At 73.8% G+C, this 13,221-nt stretch carries 15 protein-coding genes and 1 pseudogene; 4 read left to right on the top strand and 12 right to left on the bottom strand.

The genetic code is table 11. The annotated features are described in order from the left end of the window. Positions 1-42: 42 nt before the first annotated feature. The 4 genes from O7618_RS07030 to O7618_RS07015 form a co-directional block, all read right to left on the bottom strand. On the bottom strand, positions 43-471 hold the full coding sequence (locus O7618_RS07030; RefSeq protein ID WP_278105161.1) for a Fur family transcriptional regulator: 429 nt from the start codon (positions 469-471) through the stop codon (positions 43-45). Between the two features lie 119 nt (positions 472-590). After that, entirely contained in the window at positions 591-1,598 is a 1,008-nt protein-coding gene (locus O7618_RS07025) for a glycoside hydrolase family 11 protein (protein ID WP_278105160.1), read from the bottom strand. A gap of 355 nt (positions 1,599-1,953) precedes the next feature. Beyond that, positions 1,954-2,742: a nucleotidyltransferase domain-containing protein gene (locus tag O7618_RS07020; protein WP_278105159.1), complete on the bottom strand. Its 789-nt coding sequence runs from the start codon at positions 2,740-2,742 to the stop codon at positions 1,954-1,956. 141 nt (positions 2,743-2,883) lie between these two features. Further along, the gene (locus O7618_RS07015; protein ID WP_278105158.1) at positions 2,884-3,861 is read right to left on the bottom strand and encodes an aldo/keto reductase; all 978 of its coding nucleotides are present in this window, start codon (positions 3,859-3,861) and stop codon (positions 2,884-2,886) included. A 79-nt stretch (positions 3,862-3,940) separates the two neighbouring features. Between O7618_RS07015 and O7618_RS07010 the strand changes: the two genes are divergently transcribed. Continuing rightward, the gene (locus O7618_RS07010) at positions 3,941-5,083 is read left to right on the top strand and encodes a histidine kinase (RefSeq protein WP_278105157.1); all 1,143 of its coding nucleotides are present in this window, start codon (positions 3,941-3,943) and stop codon (positions 5,081-5,083) included. Next, a complete protein-coding gene (locus O7618_RS07005; RefSeq protein WP_278105156.1) occupies positions 5,080-5,736 on the top strand; it encodes a response regulator transcription factor in 657 nt (218 codons plus the stop codon). Before O7618_RS07010 ends, O7618_RS07005 begins: the two co-directional genes overlap by 4 nt. Before the next feature lie 5 nt (positions 5,737-5,741). Here O7618_RS07005 and O7618_RS07000 read toward each other — a convergent pair whose 3' ends face one another. Then, positions 5,742-6,077 carry a hypothetical protein gene (locus tag O7618_RS07000; protein ID WP_278105155.1) on the bottom strand — a complete coding sequence of 112 codons (336 nt, stop codon included), beginning with the start codon at positions 6,075-6,077 and terminating at the stop codon, positions 5,742-5,744. Between the two features lie 162 nt (positions 6,078-6,239). Here O7618_RS07000 and O7618_RS06995 point away from each other — a divergent pair, with 162 nt between their 5' ends. Continuing rightward, positions 6,240-7,037 (top strand): helix-turn-helix transcriptional regulator, encoded by a 798-nt coding sequence (locus O7618_RS06995; RefSeq protein ID WP_278109937.1) that lies wholly within the window; start codon positions 6,240-6,242, stop codon positions 7,035-7,037. Beyond that, positions 7,028-7,228 carry a DUF397 domain-containing protein gene (locus O7618_RS06990; RefSeq protein WP_278105154.1) on the top strand — a complete coding sequence of 67 codons (201 nt, stop codon included), beginning with the start codon at positions 7,028-7,030 and terminating at the stop codon, positions 7,226-7,228. The genes O7618_RS06995 and O7618_RS06990 overlap by 10 nt, the downstream gene beginning before the upstream one ends. A gap of 19 nt (positions 7,229-7,247) precedes the next feature. On the opposite strand, the pseudogene O7618_RS06985 reads toward O7618_RS06990, so the two are convergent. From O7618_RS06985 to O7618_RS06955, 7 genes and pseudogenes are all read right to left on the bottom strand, one after another. Further along, positions 7,248-8,479: pseudogene (locus O7618_RS06985) on the bottom strand (DUF6357 family protein). Next, positions 8,470-9,114 carry a hypothetical protein gene (locus O7618_RS06980; RefSeq protein ID WP_278105153.1) on the bottom strand — a complete coding sequence of 215 codons (645 nt, stop codon included), beginning with the start codon at positions 9,112-9,114 and terminating at the stop codon, positions 8,470-8,472. Before O7618_RS06980 ends, O7618_RS06985 begins: the two are co-directional and overlap by 10 nt. 13 nt (positions 9,115-9,127) lie before the next feature. Then, positions 9,128-9,475 carry a hypothetical protein gene (locus O7618_RS06975; protein WP_278105152.1) on the bottom strand — a complete coding sequence of 116 codons (348 nt, stop codon included), beginning with the start codon at positions 9,473-9,475 and terminating at the stop codon, positions 9,128-9,130. A 27-nt stretch (positions 9,476-9,502) separates the two neighbouring features. Continuing rightward, a complete protein-coding gene (locus tag O7618_RS06970) occupies positions 9,503-10,519 on the bottom strand; it encodes an ABC transporter permease subunit (RefSeq protein WP_278105151.1) in 1,017 nt (338 codons plus the stop codon). Then, entirely contained in the window at positions 10,516-11,394 is an 879-nt protein-coding gene (locus O7618_RS06965; RefSeq protein WP_278105150.1) for an ABC transporter ATP-binding protein, read from the bottom strand. The genes O7618_RS06970 and O7618_RS06965 overlap by 4 nt, the downstream gene beginning before the upstream one ends. 95 nt (positions 11,395-11,489) lie before the next feature. Next, positions 11,490-11,792, bottom strand: a complete 303-nt coding sequence (locus tag O7618_RS06960) for a DUF4913 domain-containing protein (protein WP_278105149.1) — start codon at positions 11,790-11,792, stop codon at positions 11,490-11,492. Beyond that, on the bottom strand, positions 11,786-13,219 hold the full coding sequence (locus tag O7618_RS06955) for a glycoside hydrolase family 19 protein (RefSeq protein WP_278105148.1): 1,434 nt from the start codon (positions 13,217-13,219) through the stop codon (positions 11,786-11,788). Before O7618_RS06955 ends, O7618_RS06960 begins: the two co-directional genes overlap by 7 nt. Positions 13,220-13,221 lie beyond the last annotated feature (2 nt).

The raw sequence follows: 13,221 nt of genomic DNA, 5'->3' as shown, positions 1-13,221 counted from the left end.
TGTTTCCTTCCGAACTGGCGGATCACTGGCCGAACTGGCGGATCAGTGGGCGGTGCGGTCGGTCGCGCAGTCGGGGCAGGTGCCCCAGTAGACGACCTCCGCCTCGTCGACCACGTAGCCGTGGTCGTCGGAGGCGGTGAGGCAGGGGGCGTGACCGACGGCGCACTCCACGTCGGCGATCGCGCCGCACGAGCGGCAGACGATGTGGTGGTGGTTGTCCCCCACCCGCGACTCGTAGCGGGCGACGGCGCCGGCCGGCTGGATGCGGCGCACCAGGCCGGCGTCGGTGAGCGCCCGGAGCACGTCGTAGACCGCCTGGTGGGAGACCGTCGGCTGGTCCGCGCGGACCAGCGCGATCACGGTGTCGGTGTCGACGTGCGGGTGGTCCCGCAGGGCGGCGAGCACCGCCAGGCGGGGCCGGGTCACGCGCAACGAGACCGCCCGCAACTGGGTCTCGAAGTCGGACGTCATGCCCCGACCCTAGTCCAGTCTTCTGGAATGAATCAAGTTTCTGTTCCGGTGTGTCGGCCGGCACACGCGCGGGTGGGGGCACCGCGACCGCGGTGCCCCCACCCGGGGAGAAGCCCAGCTCAGCTGGTCGAACAGGTCGCCGTCGGCGTGGTGTTGTTGCCGTTCTTGTAGAGCGTGATGCCGAAGTTGTTGCCGTTGCCGTTGGGACGCGCGGTGAGCGTGCCGCTGGTGCCGCTGACCGACGCGTTCCAGCTGTTCTGCAGGCTCTGCCCACCCTGGGTCTGGATCCGGACCGTCCAGTTGCTGCTGCCGCTGACCGAGAACGTCGTGTTGAAGCGGTCACCCCACTCCTCGGCCCGACTGACGCTCACCGTGCAGCCGCCACCGTTGTTGGGCGGCGGGGTGGTCGGGTCGGAGCCGCCGGAGCCGCCCACCGTGATGTTGGAGTTTCCGCTGCTCTGGTAGCCCTCGGTGGCCAGGATCTGGTAGTCGTGGTTGCCGAGGTTCATGCCGAGCCGGGACCAGGCGCTGAAGTGGTTGCCGGCGGAGATGGTGCCGCCGACCCGCTTCGACTGCCGGACGCTCCAGTACTGGTAGAAGGTCTTGTTGTCGCCCTCGATCGACGGCGCGTTGACCCGCTGGGTGCGGTAGATGTCGTACGTGCCGCCGTCGGAGCTGACCGAGCCCATGTAGCCGCTGCCCGGCGGGCGCCAACTGCCCCAGCTGTCGACGATGTAGTACTCGACGAGCGGGTTGTGGGTCCACCCGTACAACGTGAGGTAGGCGTTGCCGGACGGGTTGAAACTACCGGAGTACGTGACGTTACGCGCGGTGCCGGGGTTCCAGCCCTTGCCGGCCACGAAGTTGTTGATGCCGCTCCACTGGGTGCTGTACTGACCGCCGTTCCCCATGGTCATGGAGACGTTGCCACTGTCCTTCCAGAAGGAGAAGAAGTAGCCGTTGTTGGTGCCGGTCTGGTTCGACGTGACGGTCGTGTCGGCGTAGGCCGGACTCGACAGGACCGCGGTCGTGCCGGCGGCGGCGAGCGCCACCGCGCAGGCGCCGCCGAGGAGCATCCTGAGGCGTCCGCGCCTGCGGCTGCCCGAGCGGACGGGGGCGTCGTTCATGGGCGGGTTTCCTCCCTGTGGTGGCTGGCGCGCGGCCGACTGTCATAGAGGTGAATCGATGGCCAGTATTGGAGGCATCCATTCACCGTGTCAACAACTTCCGGAAACATCATGGAAACCGGTGACGACCCGACCCTGCCGCCGAAACCACATACCTGCTGCTCAAGTACCATGCGAAGCGCTTCGACACTCGGTGGTCGCCTTGTCGGTCCATCCGTCGCAGATCAGCGAGAGGGCTCGATCACCGAAATTTTCGGAATCTTTTTCGGGCCCGGTGCGTGGCGTCGACCCGTCACTTTGAGGGCCGCCGCGCTCGGCGCGGGTCAGGCGTAGCGCCCGCGCCCGACGCCGCCGATCAGCGGTCGTGGCCGCGCGCGTCCGCCTCGGCGGCGAGGACGGCAGCGCTCACCTCGCGCACGAACGCCGGCACGTCGCCGGCCGGGCCGAGGTCGTCGTCCCGGCCCGAGTCGTACCACCAGTCGCGGGCCCAGGCGATGAGGTCCGCGCGGTGTGGGAACGCGGCGGCGGTCGGTGCGGCCGCCCGCCGCTTGGACAGTTGCCGGCCGCACCGGAGACGCTGGTAGGCCCGGCACAGGGTGAGCACCGCGTAGGACCGGGCCCCCGGGGTGGTCATCCCGGTCACCCACTCCGGCCAGTCCCGGACGTGGTCCAGCAGGGCCGCGCGCACGAGAGCGGGGTCGATCGCCGGCAACAGCGCGTCGGGCGCCGGACCGAGCAGCGTACGGCCGTGGTCGCGCACCGACGACCAGGTGACGACGCGGTGGCTGGTGGCGGGCAGCAGGTGCAGCAGTTCGCCGGGGCTGACCCGGGCGATGGCGTGTTCGCGAACCGGGGGGCCGGCGGCGGCGTCCCGGACCGCCGACGACGAGACGTACTCCACCTCGATCCGGCCCGCCCACCTCGGATGCCGCCGGTCCAGGCCGGCGTGTAGCCCGGCGAGCACGTCGAGGAGTTCCTCGTCGGGATCACGGTCGAGCACCGCGAGCAGGTCGAGGTCGCTGCGTTCGGGTGCGAAGTCGCCGGCCACGAGCGAGCCGTGCGCGTAGAGGCCGATCAGCCGGCCGGGCAGCGCGTCCGCCCAGGCGGTACGCAGGTCGGCCAGCACCGCTTCGGGTGGGGTCACCGCGCCATCCTGCCCGACACCGCGGCCACCCACACCGGCAACACGGCCAGGCCCACGTCGTTCACGCTCAACGGCGCGGCCTGCACGCTGGCCTGACCGGCGCGTTCCCGGGGGCGACCCGACCGGCCGCCCCCGGGAACGTCACGGCAGCGGGGCGCCCCGGGCGACCACCCACAGGTCGTACCACTCCTCGCGGGTCAGCTCCGGCCCGCGCCGGACCGCGTCCCCGCAGGAGCGGATGCGATCGGGGTTGGCGGTGCCGATCACCGGCGCCACCCGCGCCGGGTGCCGCTGGATCCACCACAGCACGATCGCCTCCGGCGTCGTCCCCTTGGCGGCGGCGAGGGCGGCGACCCGCTCGGTCGTCTCCCGGTCGGCAGGCGTCTGCGCGCCGCCGGTGAAGCGCCCGCGCGCCAGCGGGCTCCAGGACTGGACGCCGATCCGGTGTGCCCGGCAGTGCTCCAGCGTGCCGAGCGGGAACCCGGCCTGCGTGGACTCGGCGGTGTTGACCAGCACGCCGGCCTCGACCCAGTCGCGCCGGGCCAGGCTGATCTCCAACTGGTTGACCACCAGCGGCACGTCGAGCGACGCCTGGAGGTGGGCGATCTGCGCCGCCGCCATGTTCGACACGCCGAACTGCCGCACCAGGCCCTGCCGGTGCAGCGAGGCCAGCGCCTCGGCCACCTCGTCCGGGTCGGTGAGCGGGTCCGGCCGGTGCAGCAGCAGGACGTCGAGCACGTCGGTGCGCAGCCGGGTCAGGCTCCGCTCGACGCTGCGCACGATGTGCTCGCCGCGCAGGTCGTAACGGCCCGGCCCGTCGTCGCCGGCCAGGTGGATGCCGCACTTGCTCTGCAGCACCACCCGCGAGCGCAGCTCCGGCGCGCGGGCGAGGACCTCGCCGAAGACCGCCTCCGACTTGCCGTTGCGGTAGATGTCGGCGTGGTCGAACGCGGTGACGCCGATCTCCAGCGCGGCCTCGACCGCCGCCTCGGCCGCCGCGATCTCCGGCGCGCCGTACGGTTCGTCGTCCCACCCGCCGCCCAGTCCCATGCAGCCGTAGATCAGTCGGTGGTCGCGGATGTCGGCACCCGCCGGGGATACGTGCTGGTCGTCGGCCATGACACGTGGATAGCACAGCGCCGGCGTGACCGTACTTTCGGCCGGTTCGTCGGGCCCCGGACTTTCCTAGCCTGGTGGCATGACCGAGACGCGTCGACCGGCCGGCCTCCTGCTCGACCTCGGCCTGGCCGTGGTGTTCGCCCTCGGGGTGGCGGTCACCGCCGTCATGATCGCGGACAGTTGGGGCACTCGCTACGCCGTACCCGACGTCCTGGTCGGGGTGGTCGTCTGCGCGCTGGCGCTGGCGCGACGCCGGGGCCGGGTCCGGGCTGCGGCGGCCGGCCTCGCCGTGGCGGCCGTCGCGGTCGGAGTCTCGTTCGTCGCGGACCTGCCGCAGGAACCCGGCCCGGTCAGCGGGCTGGCGCTGGCCGTGCTGGTCGGCTCCGTGGTCCGCGCCCGGCCGCGACGGACCGCCGCCGCGGTCGCCGGCGCGGGCCTGCTGGTGATCGCCGGCAGCCTGCTCACGTCGCTGGACAACCAGCACGGTGTCACCGCGGTGACGGTGCTCGACACGCTGTGCTGGCTGGCCGCCGTCGCGGTCGGCGTCGCGCTGCGCCGCGCGGACGCCCGCGCCCGGGCCGCCACCGAGCGGGTACGCCGCGACGAGCGGCTGGACCTGGCCCGCGAGCTGCACGACGTGGTCACCCACCACGTCACCGGCATCGTCGTGCAGGCCCAGGCCGCGCAGATCGTCGCCGCGAGGCAACCGCGGAACGTGCCGGAGATGCTTGCCGCGATCGAGCTGTCCGGCGCCGACGCGCTGGCCGCGATGCGCCGCGTGGTCGGGCTGCTCCGCGACGCCGACGACGGCGCGCCCGCCTCGCCCGGGCCGGAACGGCTCACCGACCTGGTGGCCCGGTTCGGCCGGCACGGCCCGCCGGTGCGGCTGCGGCTGCCGGAGGACGCCCGGGAGTGGCCGCCGGAGGTGACCACCACGGTGCACCGGGTCGTGCAGGAGGCGCTGACAAACGTGTCCCGGCACGCCCCGCACGCGGGCTCGGTCACCGTCACCGTCGACCAGTCCCCGGACGCCGTCGCGGTCGAGGTGGAGGACGACGCGCCGCCGGCCCCGGCCCGGGTGGGGCACCGCGACGGGTACGGCCTGGTCGGCATGCGCGAGCGGGTCCACGGACTCGGTGGCACGCTGCGCGCCGGACCGCGCGCCGGCCGGGGCTGGTCGGTCCGGGCGACGCTCCCACTGCCGGCCCGGACGCCGCGATGAGCATCCGGGTGCTGATCGCCGACGACCAGGCGATGATCCGGGGCGGGCTGCGGCTCATCCTGGAGGACCAGCCCGACATCACCGTGGTGGGCGAGGCGGGCGACGGCGTCGAGGCGGTCGCCGAGGCCCGCCGGCTGCGCCCGGACGTCTGCCTGGTCGACATCCGGATGCCCCGGGTGGACGGGATCGAGGTGACCCGCGCGCTGGCCGGCCCGGGCACGCCCCACCCGCTGCGGGTCATCGTGGTGACCACGTTCGACCTGGACGAGTACGTCTACGGCGCGCTGCGCAACGGCGCGGTCGGTTTCCTGCTCAAGGACGCCGGCCCGGCGCTGCTGGTCGAGGCGGTCCGCGCCGCGCACAACGGCGACGCGCTGGTCTCGCCGTCGGTGACGCTGCGGCTGCTCAGGCACGTGACCGCGGCGGGCCGGCCGGCGCCGGGACGGTCCCTGCCCCGGCTCTCCGCGCGGGAGATGGAGGTGGTCCGGGCGATCGCGCGCGGGCGCACCAACCAGGAGATCGCCGCCGAGCTGTTCATCTCGCTGAGCACCGTGAAGAGCCACCTCTCCGGCATCCAGACCAAGCTGGGCGCCCGCAACCGGGTGGAGATCGCTGCCTGGGCGTGGGAGAACCGGCTGGTCGAGGGCGGGTGACCCACTCAGTCCGCCGGCTCGACGATCGGGCGGCGGAACGGGCTCCAGCCGAGGAAGCGCTGGTACATCTGCTGCGGGCTGGGACCGTCGTGCGGGTTCAGGTGGTAGAAGTCGCGCATCGCCTCGAAGAGCAGGCCGGCGAGGTAGATGGTCAGCGCGGCGAGGTTGCGGTCGTACTCGGCCTTGAGCGCGAGGCGGGCGTGGGCGCAGGGCCACGGCTCGCCGTCGGCCCGGCACGCCCACGACGGGCGCACCGGCGTGTGCGGCACGGCCGCGCCGTAGGCGCGCGGGCGGTCGGGTCGCGGGCCGGGGCCGGGCATCGGCAGTCTGGTCGTGATCACGGAACCTCCTTCGTGGGGCGTGGACCTGACGCCACGGTGGTGACAGTCTGGTGAGGACCCGACTACCGTCGACACATGCTCGGCAGGTCCGCGCAGCTCAGCCGGGCGGTTGGGCGACGGTGGGCGGACCGCGACGGTGACTGGGCGACGGTTGGGGAGACGATGGGGAGCGCGACGAACTACGTGCTCGGCGAGCTGCGCCTGTTCCGGGCGTCGGTGGAGCTGAGCCAGGAGGATTTCGGCCGGCGGATCGGCTACTCGGGGTCGCACGTCAGCTCGGTGGAGACCGGCGGGCGCGCGCCGACCCGGGACTACACGAGGGCGATGGACGAGCGGTTCGCGACCGGCGGGCGGTTCGAGCGGATGCTGGGCGCGCTGGGGTCGCTGGACGCCGACCCGGCGTGGCTGCGGGAGTGGATCGAGGTGGAGCGGGAGGCGACCACGCTGCGCTGGTTCGAGCTGGCCTACCTGCCCGGTCTGCTCCAGACCGAGCGCTATGCCCGGGCGACGCTGGCCGGCGGCCGGTTCACCCCGGAGGAGTGCGACCGCATCGTGGCGGGTCGCCTGGACCGGCAGGCGGTCCTGCACCGGCAGCAACCGCCGCAGCTCGTCGCCGTCGTCGACGAGTCGGTGCTCCGCCGGCCGGTGCTCGACGCGCCCGGCCTGATGGCCGAGCAGTTCGACCGCCTGGTGGAGCTGGCCGCGCTGGAACACGTCCAGGTGCACGTGGTGCCGGCCGACGCCGGCATGTACCTCGGCCTGGCCGGGCAGTTCATCATCGCCGAGCTGCCCGACGGCAGCCGGGTCGCCTACGCGGACAACCAGCTCACCGCGCAGATCGTCGACGCGCCGGCCGACGTTGCTAGACTCGCCCGGACGTGGGAGGTCGTGCGCAACGAGGCGCTCCCCCGCCGGCAGTCCCTCAAGCTGATCAAGGAAGTGGCGAAGTCATGGAACTGACCACCCCCGCGTGGCGGAAGTCGACCCGGTCCGGCGGCAACGGCGGAGCCTGCGTGGAGGTCGCCGACAACCTGCCCGGCGTCGTGCTGGTCCGCGACACCAAGGACCGCGACGGCGGCACCCTGAGCGTCGACGCCGAGTCCTGGCGGTCCTTCGTGGACCTGGCCAAGCGGCTCGGCCCCACCGCCTGACCGTCCCCACCGAACCGGGCTAGCGCGCGTCGCGCCGGCGACGCGCGCGCTCGAACTCGGCGACGTCGGACGTCCAGGGACCGTGCCCGTCGAGTGCCGCGCAGCCGCCGCGGACGAAGGCGCGCACCACCTCGCGATAGCCGTCGAGCCCGTCGACCAGGCGATACTCCACCCGGTAGTGCGGCTCCGGCCCGACCTGGGCCGCACCGTCGTGATCCGGGCGACGGAGTCCGCGTAGAAGTGCAGTTGGATCCCCTCGCCCATCGCCTCGTCCTCGATGGTGAACACCTCGTTCTCCGCCGCCGAGCGGTCGGCCACGAACGCCCAGAACTCGGCGGCGGCGCCGCGCGGGCCGCCCCGTCGCCACGTCAGCTCGCCGCCCCGGTCGTCGGTGAACGACAGCGCCGCCTTGCCCGCGCCGGGGTCGGCGTCGTCGTCCGCCGGGGCGCTCCGGGACCGGTCCGCGACCTCCGCGCACATCAGGAAACTCACCGTCCGCACCGCGTCGCCGGCGAGGCCGGGGTACGCGCGACGCACGGCCGCCTCGACGGTCGCCGCCGTCCGTTCCCAGGCGCCCTTGTCCGTGACCCGGTTCCCCCGCCTCGGGTCGAGACCGATCCGCATCCCCGCGCACGCCCGCTCGGCGGTGCCGATCACCCGCATGACCTGCGGCAGCAGCGCGGGGCCGACGGCGTCGGGCATCCGCCTGGGCTGTGTCGCGCCGTGCAGATACTGACCGGTGTACCGGAGGATCGCCGCGTCGAGCGGCCCGAGGACCACGCCGCGCTCGGCGCGTCGGCGGTCCGCGTGGTGCTGCTGGGCATGCCTCTCGTCCGGCGTCTCCGTCGCCGCGCGCATCGCCTCGCAGACCTGCCCGCGCTCCAGCGGACCGAGGCGGGCGCCGTGGGCGACGAGCCGGCTCCGGTCCCACCGGATGCGCCGGAAGAGCGCGTCGACGTCCTCCGGCGGGGCCAGCAGCACCGGGTCCAGGAGCGCGACGGCGGCGTCCTCGTCGAGCCGGCCCCCGGTCCCGGCGTCGTCGCACAGCGGGAGGAGCGCGCTCCACAGCAGCAGGTGCCGGGCCAGGTCCGCCCGGATCACCCCGAGGTGGGCCGCCCCGATCGGGACCGTGAACGTGCGCGGCTCGTGGTTGGCGTCGGCCCCAGCGCCGAGCATCAGCTTCAGCTCGTCGCCCTCACGGGTCACGCTCGGGATCCAGCCGCCGCGCGTGAAGACGGTGTTCACGCCCATCGGGCGCACTCGGCGTCCAGGCGCGGGTCGGCGCGCACCCACACCTCGCCGTCGGCGGCCCCGGCCGGCGCGTCGACGCGCTCCAGACCGAGGAACGCGATCAGGTGGAGCAGCTCGGCCCGCTCGGCGCGGGCGTGGTCGACATCCTCGGACTCGAAGAACACGTAGTACGCGTCGGTCGGGTCGACGATGCCCGAGTCGGCCCAGATCCGGCCGACCTCGTCGATCGCCGCCGCCTCGGTCGTGAACATGGCGGCGCGGACGGCGCCCCGGGTCTCCGGTGACGCGTCCAGGTCGGCGAGGTCGGCGAACCACTGCCCGAAGTGGTCCAGGCCGGCACAGCCGTTCTCGAAGAACAGCATCGCGGCCGGCAGGTAGCGGTTGCCCCGGTCGACCGTCAGGTGCTCCTGACCCGCCTCCCGGACCCGGGAGATCACCCCCCGCCGGGGCCTGAGCACCAGACGCTGCCGGGCCGACTCGTCCACGATGGTGTAGGTGTCGGACTCCCGGTCCCGGAGGAACGCGGCGAACGCCTCGTAGGCCTCCTGGGCGTCACCCACCGAGACGTGGTGGTCGGTGCCGTCGCCGCCCGCGAAGACGAACTGCTTCGGTCCGGGACCGTAGGGGCGGGCCATGGGCGTCCTTCCGTCAGGCGCGAAGATGCCCCAGCGTACGCACGCCGAGCCACTGCTCCGCGTCCCAGGCCCGGAACCGCTGCACCTCGGTGAACCCCACGGTCGCGTACCCGGAACCCCACGCCCGCGGCAGGAACAGGTAGCCGAGATCGGCCTTCCCCACCGCCGCCGGACAGTGATGCTCGGTGGCGCGCCGGAGCAGGACCCGGCCGATCATCGCCCCGTCGAGGTACGCGTGCGCCTCCGGCGAGGCCAGCAGCTCCACGAACGTCGCCCGGTCCCGGGCCTCGGCCGCCCGGAGCACCAGTCGTTCGGTGCGGATCGGCGCGGGTGGCCAGGGGACGGCCCCGATTCCGGTCATGCCGGCCATCCAACCACGCGGCGGGCGTCAGCTCGGGTGGCGCCGGACCCGCCGGAACGCGACAGCCGCCAGCAGCGCGGCGAGCAGCAGGTACAGGCCCGACTCCAACCACTGGAACGCCCAGTACCGGCCGACCGGCTGGTAGGCGACGTCCACGTGCAGGTCATGGTCGGCCAGGCAGGTCGCCGTGTCGCCGAACGGTCCCTCCGCCGCGCCGGTCCTCGGCGGGTCGGTGAAGCACCTGTCGAAGACCGCCCGGTCGAGCGGCTCACCCGCGCGGGTACGCAGCTCGCTGACGTCGGTGACCCAGGCGTCCGGCACGGCCAGCCCGCGCACCACCGGGGCGCCGGTGATGCTGCCCAGGCCGCGCGCCTGGTTGATGGCCGGCGCGGTCATCTCCAGCGTGACGTGCCGGGGCGGCAGCAGGTGCGGCCGGACCAGGTTCGGCACCAGGATCTGGAGGACCACGAAGGCCAGCGCGGTCAGCGCCATGGCCGGCACGGTACGCCGCACCACCAGACCGATCAGCACGCCGAGCGCGACCGCCAGCGCCGCGTACGCCGACGGGGCGAGGTTGCGGGCGCCGAACAGGACGGTGCTGAACCGGTTGTCGGCGATCCGGTCCACCGGGCTCATCGCCCAGGTCACCAGCGCGGCGGCCGCGCCGGTCACGGCCATCGCGGTCAGGCCGACCACGGCCAGCTTGACGGCCAGCCAGCGGCGGCGGGTGACGCTCTGGTTCCAGACCAGCCGCTGGGTGCCGGCCTCCAGCTCCCGGGCCACCAGCGGCGCGCCCCAGAACATGCCGAGCAGGCCGGGGACCGGCCCGAGCAGCGCGGCCAGATAGAGCGAGGTGTTCTCGTAGTCGACCGCGAGTTGGCGCAGCCCGGGGCAGTCGGGCGCGCCGGCGCACCGGGCCCGGTAGGTGTCGTGGGCGGTCCGGACGTCCAGGCCGAGGTGCCCGACGTAGGCGGCGAACAACGCCAACGCGACCACGCCCCCCAGGGCCGGGACGCGGAACTGCCGCCAGGTGGTCCAGATCATCGGTCGCCCTCCCCCGCCGCCCGCGTCAGGTAGCTCAGCGCCAGCTCATCCAGGCCGACCGGCTCCACCCGCCACGGCGTACCCGGCAGTGGACGGTCGGCCCGCACCACCGCGTGGTCGTACGCCCCGGCGTGCCGTCGCAGCACCACCTCGACCCCGGCCGGGAGCCGGTCCAGCTCGCCGCGCGGGGCGACCAGCCGGTGGTGGCGGGCCAGCAGGTCGGCGACTTCCCCGGCGAGCTGCACCCGGGACGCGTCCAGCACGACGAGGTGGTCGCAGGCCCGCGCCACGTCGCCGAGCAGGTGCGAGGAGAGGATCGCGGTCGCGCCCAGCTCGGCGACCACGTCGGCCAGGTCCCGCAGGAACCCGTCCCGGGCCAGTGGGTCCAGCGCGGCGGCCGGCTCGTCGAGGATCAGCAGCTCGGGACGCTTGGCCACGGCGACGGTCAGGGCCAACTGCGCCCGCTGGCCGCCGGAGAGCCGGCCCGCCCGCTGCCCCGGGTCGAGGCCCACCCGGGCGATCCGCCGCCCGGCCAGCCCTCGGTCCCACGACGGGTTCAGTTCGGCGCCCATCCGCAGGTGGTCGGCGACCGAGAAGCTCGCGTACACCGGGGTGTCCTGGGCGACGAATCCCACCCGGGCCAGGTGCGCGGCGCTCGCCGCCGGCGGCGAGCCGAGCACCCGCAGCGTGCCCGCCGTCGGGGTGCTCAGCCCGCAGGCGAGGTTCAGCAGGGTGGACTTGCCGGCGCCGTTCGGGCCGACCAGGCCGACCACCCGCCCCCGGGGCAGGTCGAGGTCGCAGTCGGTGAGCGCCGGCCGGCGGCCGTACCGTTTGGTCAGGCCACGGGCCTGGAGCACGAGATCGGAAGGTGACATGCCCCCGATCCTGCGGACCGGGACCCGCGCCGGCATCGGCCCGACGACCGGTCGACCCGCGCCGGGCACCGTCCTTTCGGCCGGTTCCGCCACCGTCAGCCGTCGTCGTACCGCTCGACGTAGGGGCGGTCCTTGGGCCGGCGGCCGTCCGGTTTGCAGCCGGCGAACGGGCCGGCCGGGTCGCGCAGCGCGCCCATCGTCGGCCACAGGTGGTTCTGGTGCCACGCCGCCGGGTCGGACGGCGCCGCCTTCGGGGGCACCACGGCGCGCCGGAGGTGACCTCGCCGCCGTCGACCGGCAGCAGCAGGCCCTCCCAGCCGGCGCAGCTCCTCGGCGTACTCCGGGCCGTCCAGGTAGAGGATGAAGAACGGCTTGCGCGCCGGCTCGTCGGTCAGCACGTCAGCGTCCCCTCCTCGCCGGGGTCCACGTCGAGCACGGCGGTGATCCGGCGGTACGCGTCGACCCGCTTGCCGACCAGCCCGCCGTTGCCGCCGCCGCACTCCAGCGCGCCGTTGATGCTGCGGATCGTCCCGCCGAAGCCACCGCTCCCGGTGATCGCCGTGTGCGGGGTGGTCGTGCCCGCACCGGGCTGGGTCATCCAGAACCAGAGCGCCGTCCGCCACGCCACCGACGGGTCGGTCGCCACCAGATCCGGGTTGCCGAGCAGGTCCAGCCCGAGCGCGTCGCCGGCCGCCCGGTAGTTGTAGTTCCAGCTCAGTTGCAGCGGACCCCGCCCGTGGTAGGCGGTCCGACCGGCCGGACATCCGTAGGGCTGACCGCCGTCGCAGTAGGTGCCCCAGGCCGCCTGGTCGATCTCGTCGACGTGCGCCAGGCCGCCGGTCTCGTGGTCGACGTTGGCCAGGAACGCGGCCAGCTCCCGGCGGCGGGTCCGCTCGTCGCCGGTGGCGGCGAACGCGGGGAACGTCGCCATCGCGTCGGTGAGCCCGGCGTACGTGTAGAAGGAGTCGCGGCCCGGGAACAGGGCGTCGAACGTCGACGCGGTCAGCGGCCCGCCGTCCGGGACCACCCGCTTGTTCGACCCGGTGGACAGCGACGGGGACGGCTCCGCTGACGGTGACGCGGTGGACGTGTCCGTGCCGCCGACGGTGTAGCGGGCGAACAGGCCACGCACCCGCAACGGGTAGCTGTCCAGCAGGATGACCGGCATGCCGCCCTGCTCCTTCACCGCCTCGACGCCCTGGTCCCAGGCCATCAACGTGAGCGTGAGGTGGTCACCGACCACGGTCTCGTCGTCGAGCAGCCGCTGGGTCTCCTCGGCCAGGTGGCAGAACCACCGCGCGTGGGCGTGGATCGAGTCCTCCGGGTCCAGCGCCGACGCCTCGCCGCTGTCGTCGTCGTCCTCGCCGTAGCGCTCGAAGACGTCGGGGGTCAACTGGGACAACCCCTTGCGGCCCTCCTGGCCCTCCTTGTCCGCGTCGAAGTCCGACGCGTACTCGATCTGCGCCGCGAGGATCACCGGAGTGAGCAGGTCGCACTCCCCCGCGGCGGCCCGGATCGGCGCGACCAGGTCCTTCTCCGGCACGCCGGCCTCCCGGAACCCGCCGCGGCCGTCGCCGCCGGCGAGTTCGGTGAGCACGCTGCCGTCGGCGCCCGGCCCGAGCGTGCTCTCCGGGTCCGGCGAGTAGGAGGTCATCTGCGAGCCGCTGAGCAGGATGATGACCACCAGCACGACCAGGGCCAGCGCGGCCAGCGCCGCCAGCGGGAGCATCCCCACCATCGAGATGATCAGCCAGGTGATCTGGGTGGCCCCGAACCGGTTCGTCGCGCTCTGGTGCGCCGCCCGCGCGGCCCCCAGCTTGGACACCG

It is taken from the genome of Micromonospora sp. WMMD980 (assembly GCF_029626035.1).
Lineage (GTDB): Bacteria > Actinomycetota > Actinomycetes > Mycobacteriales > Micromonosporaceae > Micromonospora.
The sequence above is the reverse complement of the archived record's forward strand: the minus strand, read 5'-3'. Positions and strand labels throughout refer to the sequence as shown.

Bases quoted from the DNA above. Each gene is read 5' to 3' on its own strand.
- O7618_RS06970 (WP_278105151.1), bottom strand. From the start codon at position 10,519: ATGATCTGGACCACCTGGCGGCAGTTCCGCGTCCCGGCCCTGGGGGGC.
- O7618_RS06975 (WP_278105152.1), bottom strand. From the start codon at position 9,475: ATGACCGGAATCGGGGCCGTCCCCTGGCCACCCGCGCCGATCCGCACC.
- O7618_RS06965 (WP_278105150.1), bottom strand. From the start codon at position 11,394: ATGTCACCTTCCGATCTCGTGCTCCAGGCCCGTGGCCTGACCAAACGG.
- O7618_RS06980 (WP_278105153.1), bottom strand. From the start codon at position 9,114: ATGGCCCGCCCCTACGGTCCCGGACCGAAGCAGTTCGTCTTCGCGGGC.
- O7618_RS06995 (WP_278109937.1), top strand. From the start codon at position 6,240: ATGGGGAGCGCGACGAACTACGTGCTCGGCGAGCTGCGCCTGTTCCGG.
- O7618_RS07015 (WP_278105158.1), bottom strand. From the start codon at position 3,861: ATGGCCGACGACCAGCACGTATCCCCGGCGGGTGCCGACATCCGCGAC.
- O7618_RS06990 (WP_278105154.1), top strand. From the start codon at position 7,028: ATGGAACTGACCACCCCCGCGTGGCGGAAGTCGACCCGGTCCGGCGGC.
- O7618_RS07010 (WP_278105157.1), top strand. From the start codon at position 3,941: ATGACCGAGACGCGTCGACCGGCCGGCCTCCTGCTCGACCTCGGCCTG.
- O7618_RS07005 (WP_278105156.1), top strand. From the start codon at position 5,080: ATGAGCATCCGGGTGCTGATCGCCGACGACCAGGCGATGATCCGGGGC.
- O7618_RS07025 (WP_278105160.1), bottom strand. From the start codon at position 1,598: ATGAACGACGCCCCCGTCCGCTCGGGCAGCCGCAGGCGCGGACGCCTC.
- O7618_RS07030 (WP_278105161.1), bottom strand. From the start codon at position 471: ATGACGTCCGACTTCGAGACCCAGTTGCGGGCGGTCTCGTTGCGCGTG.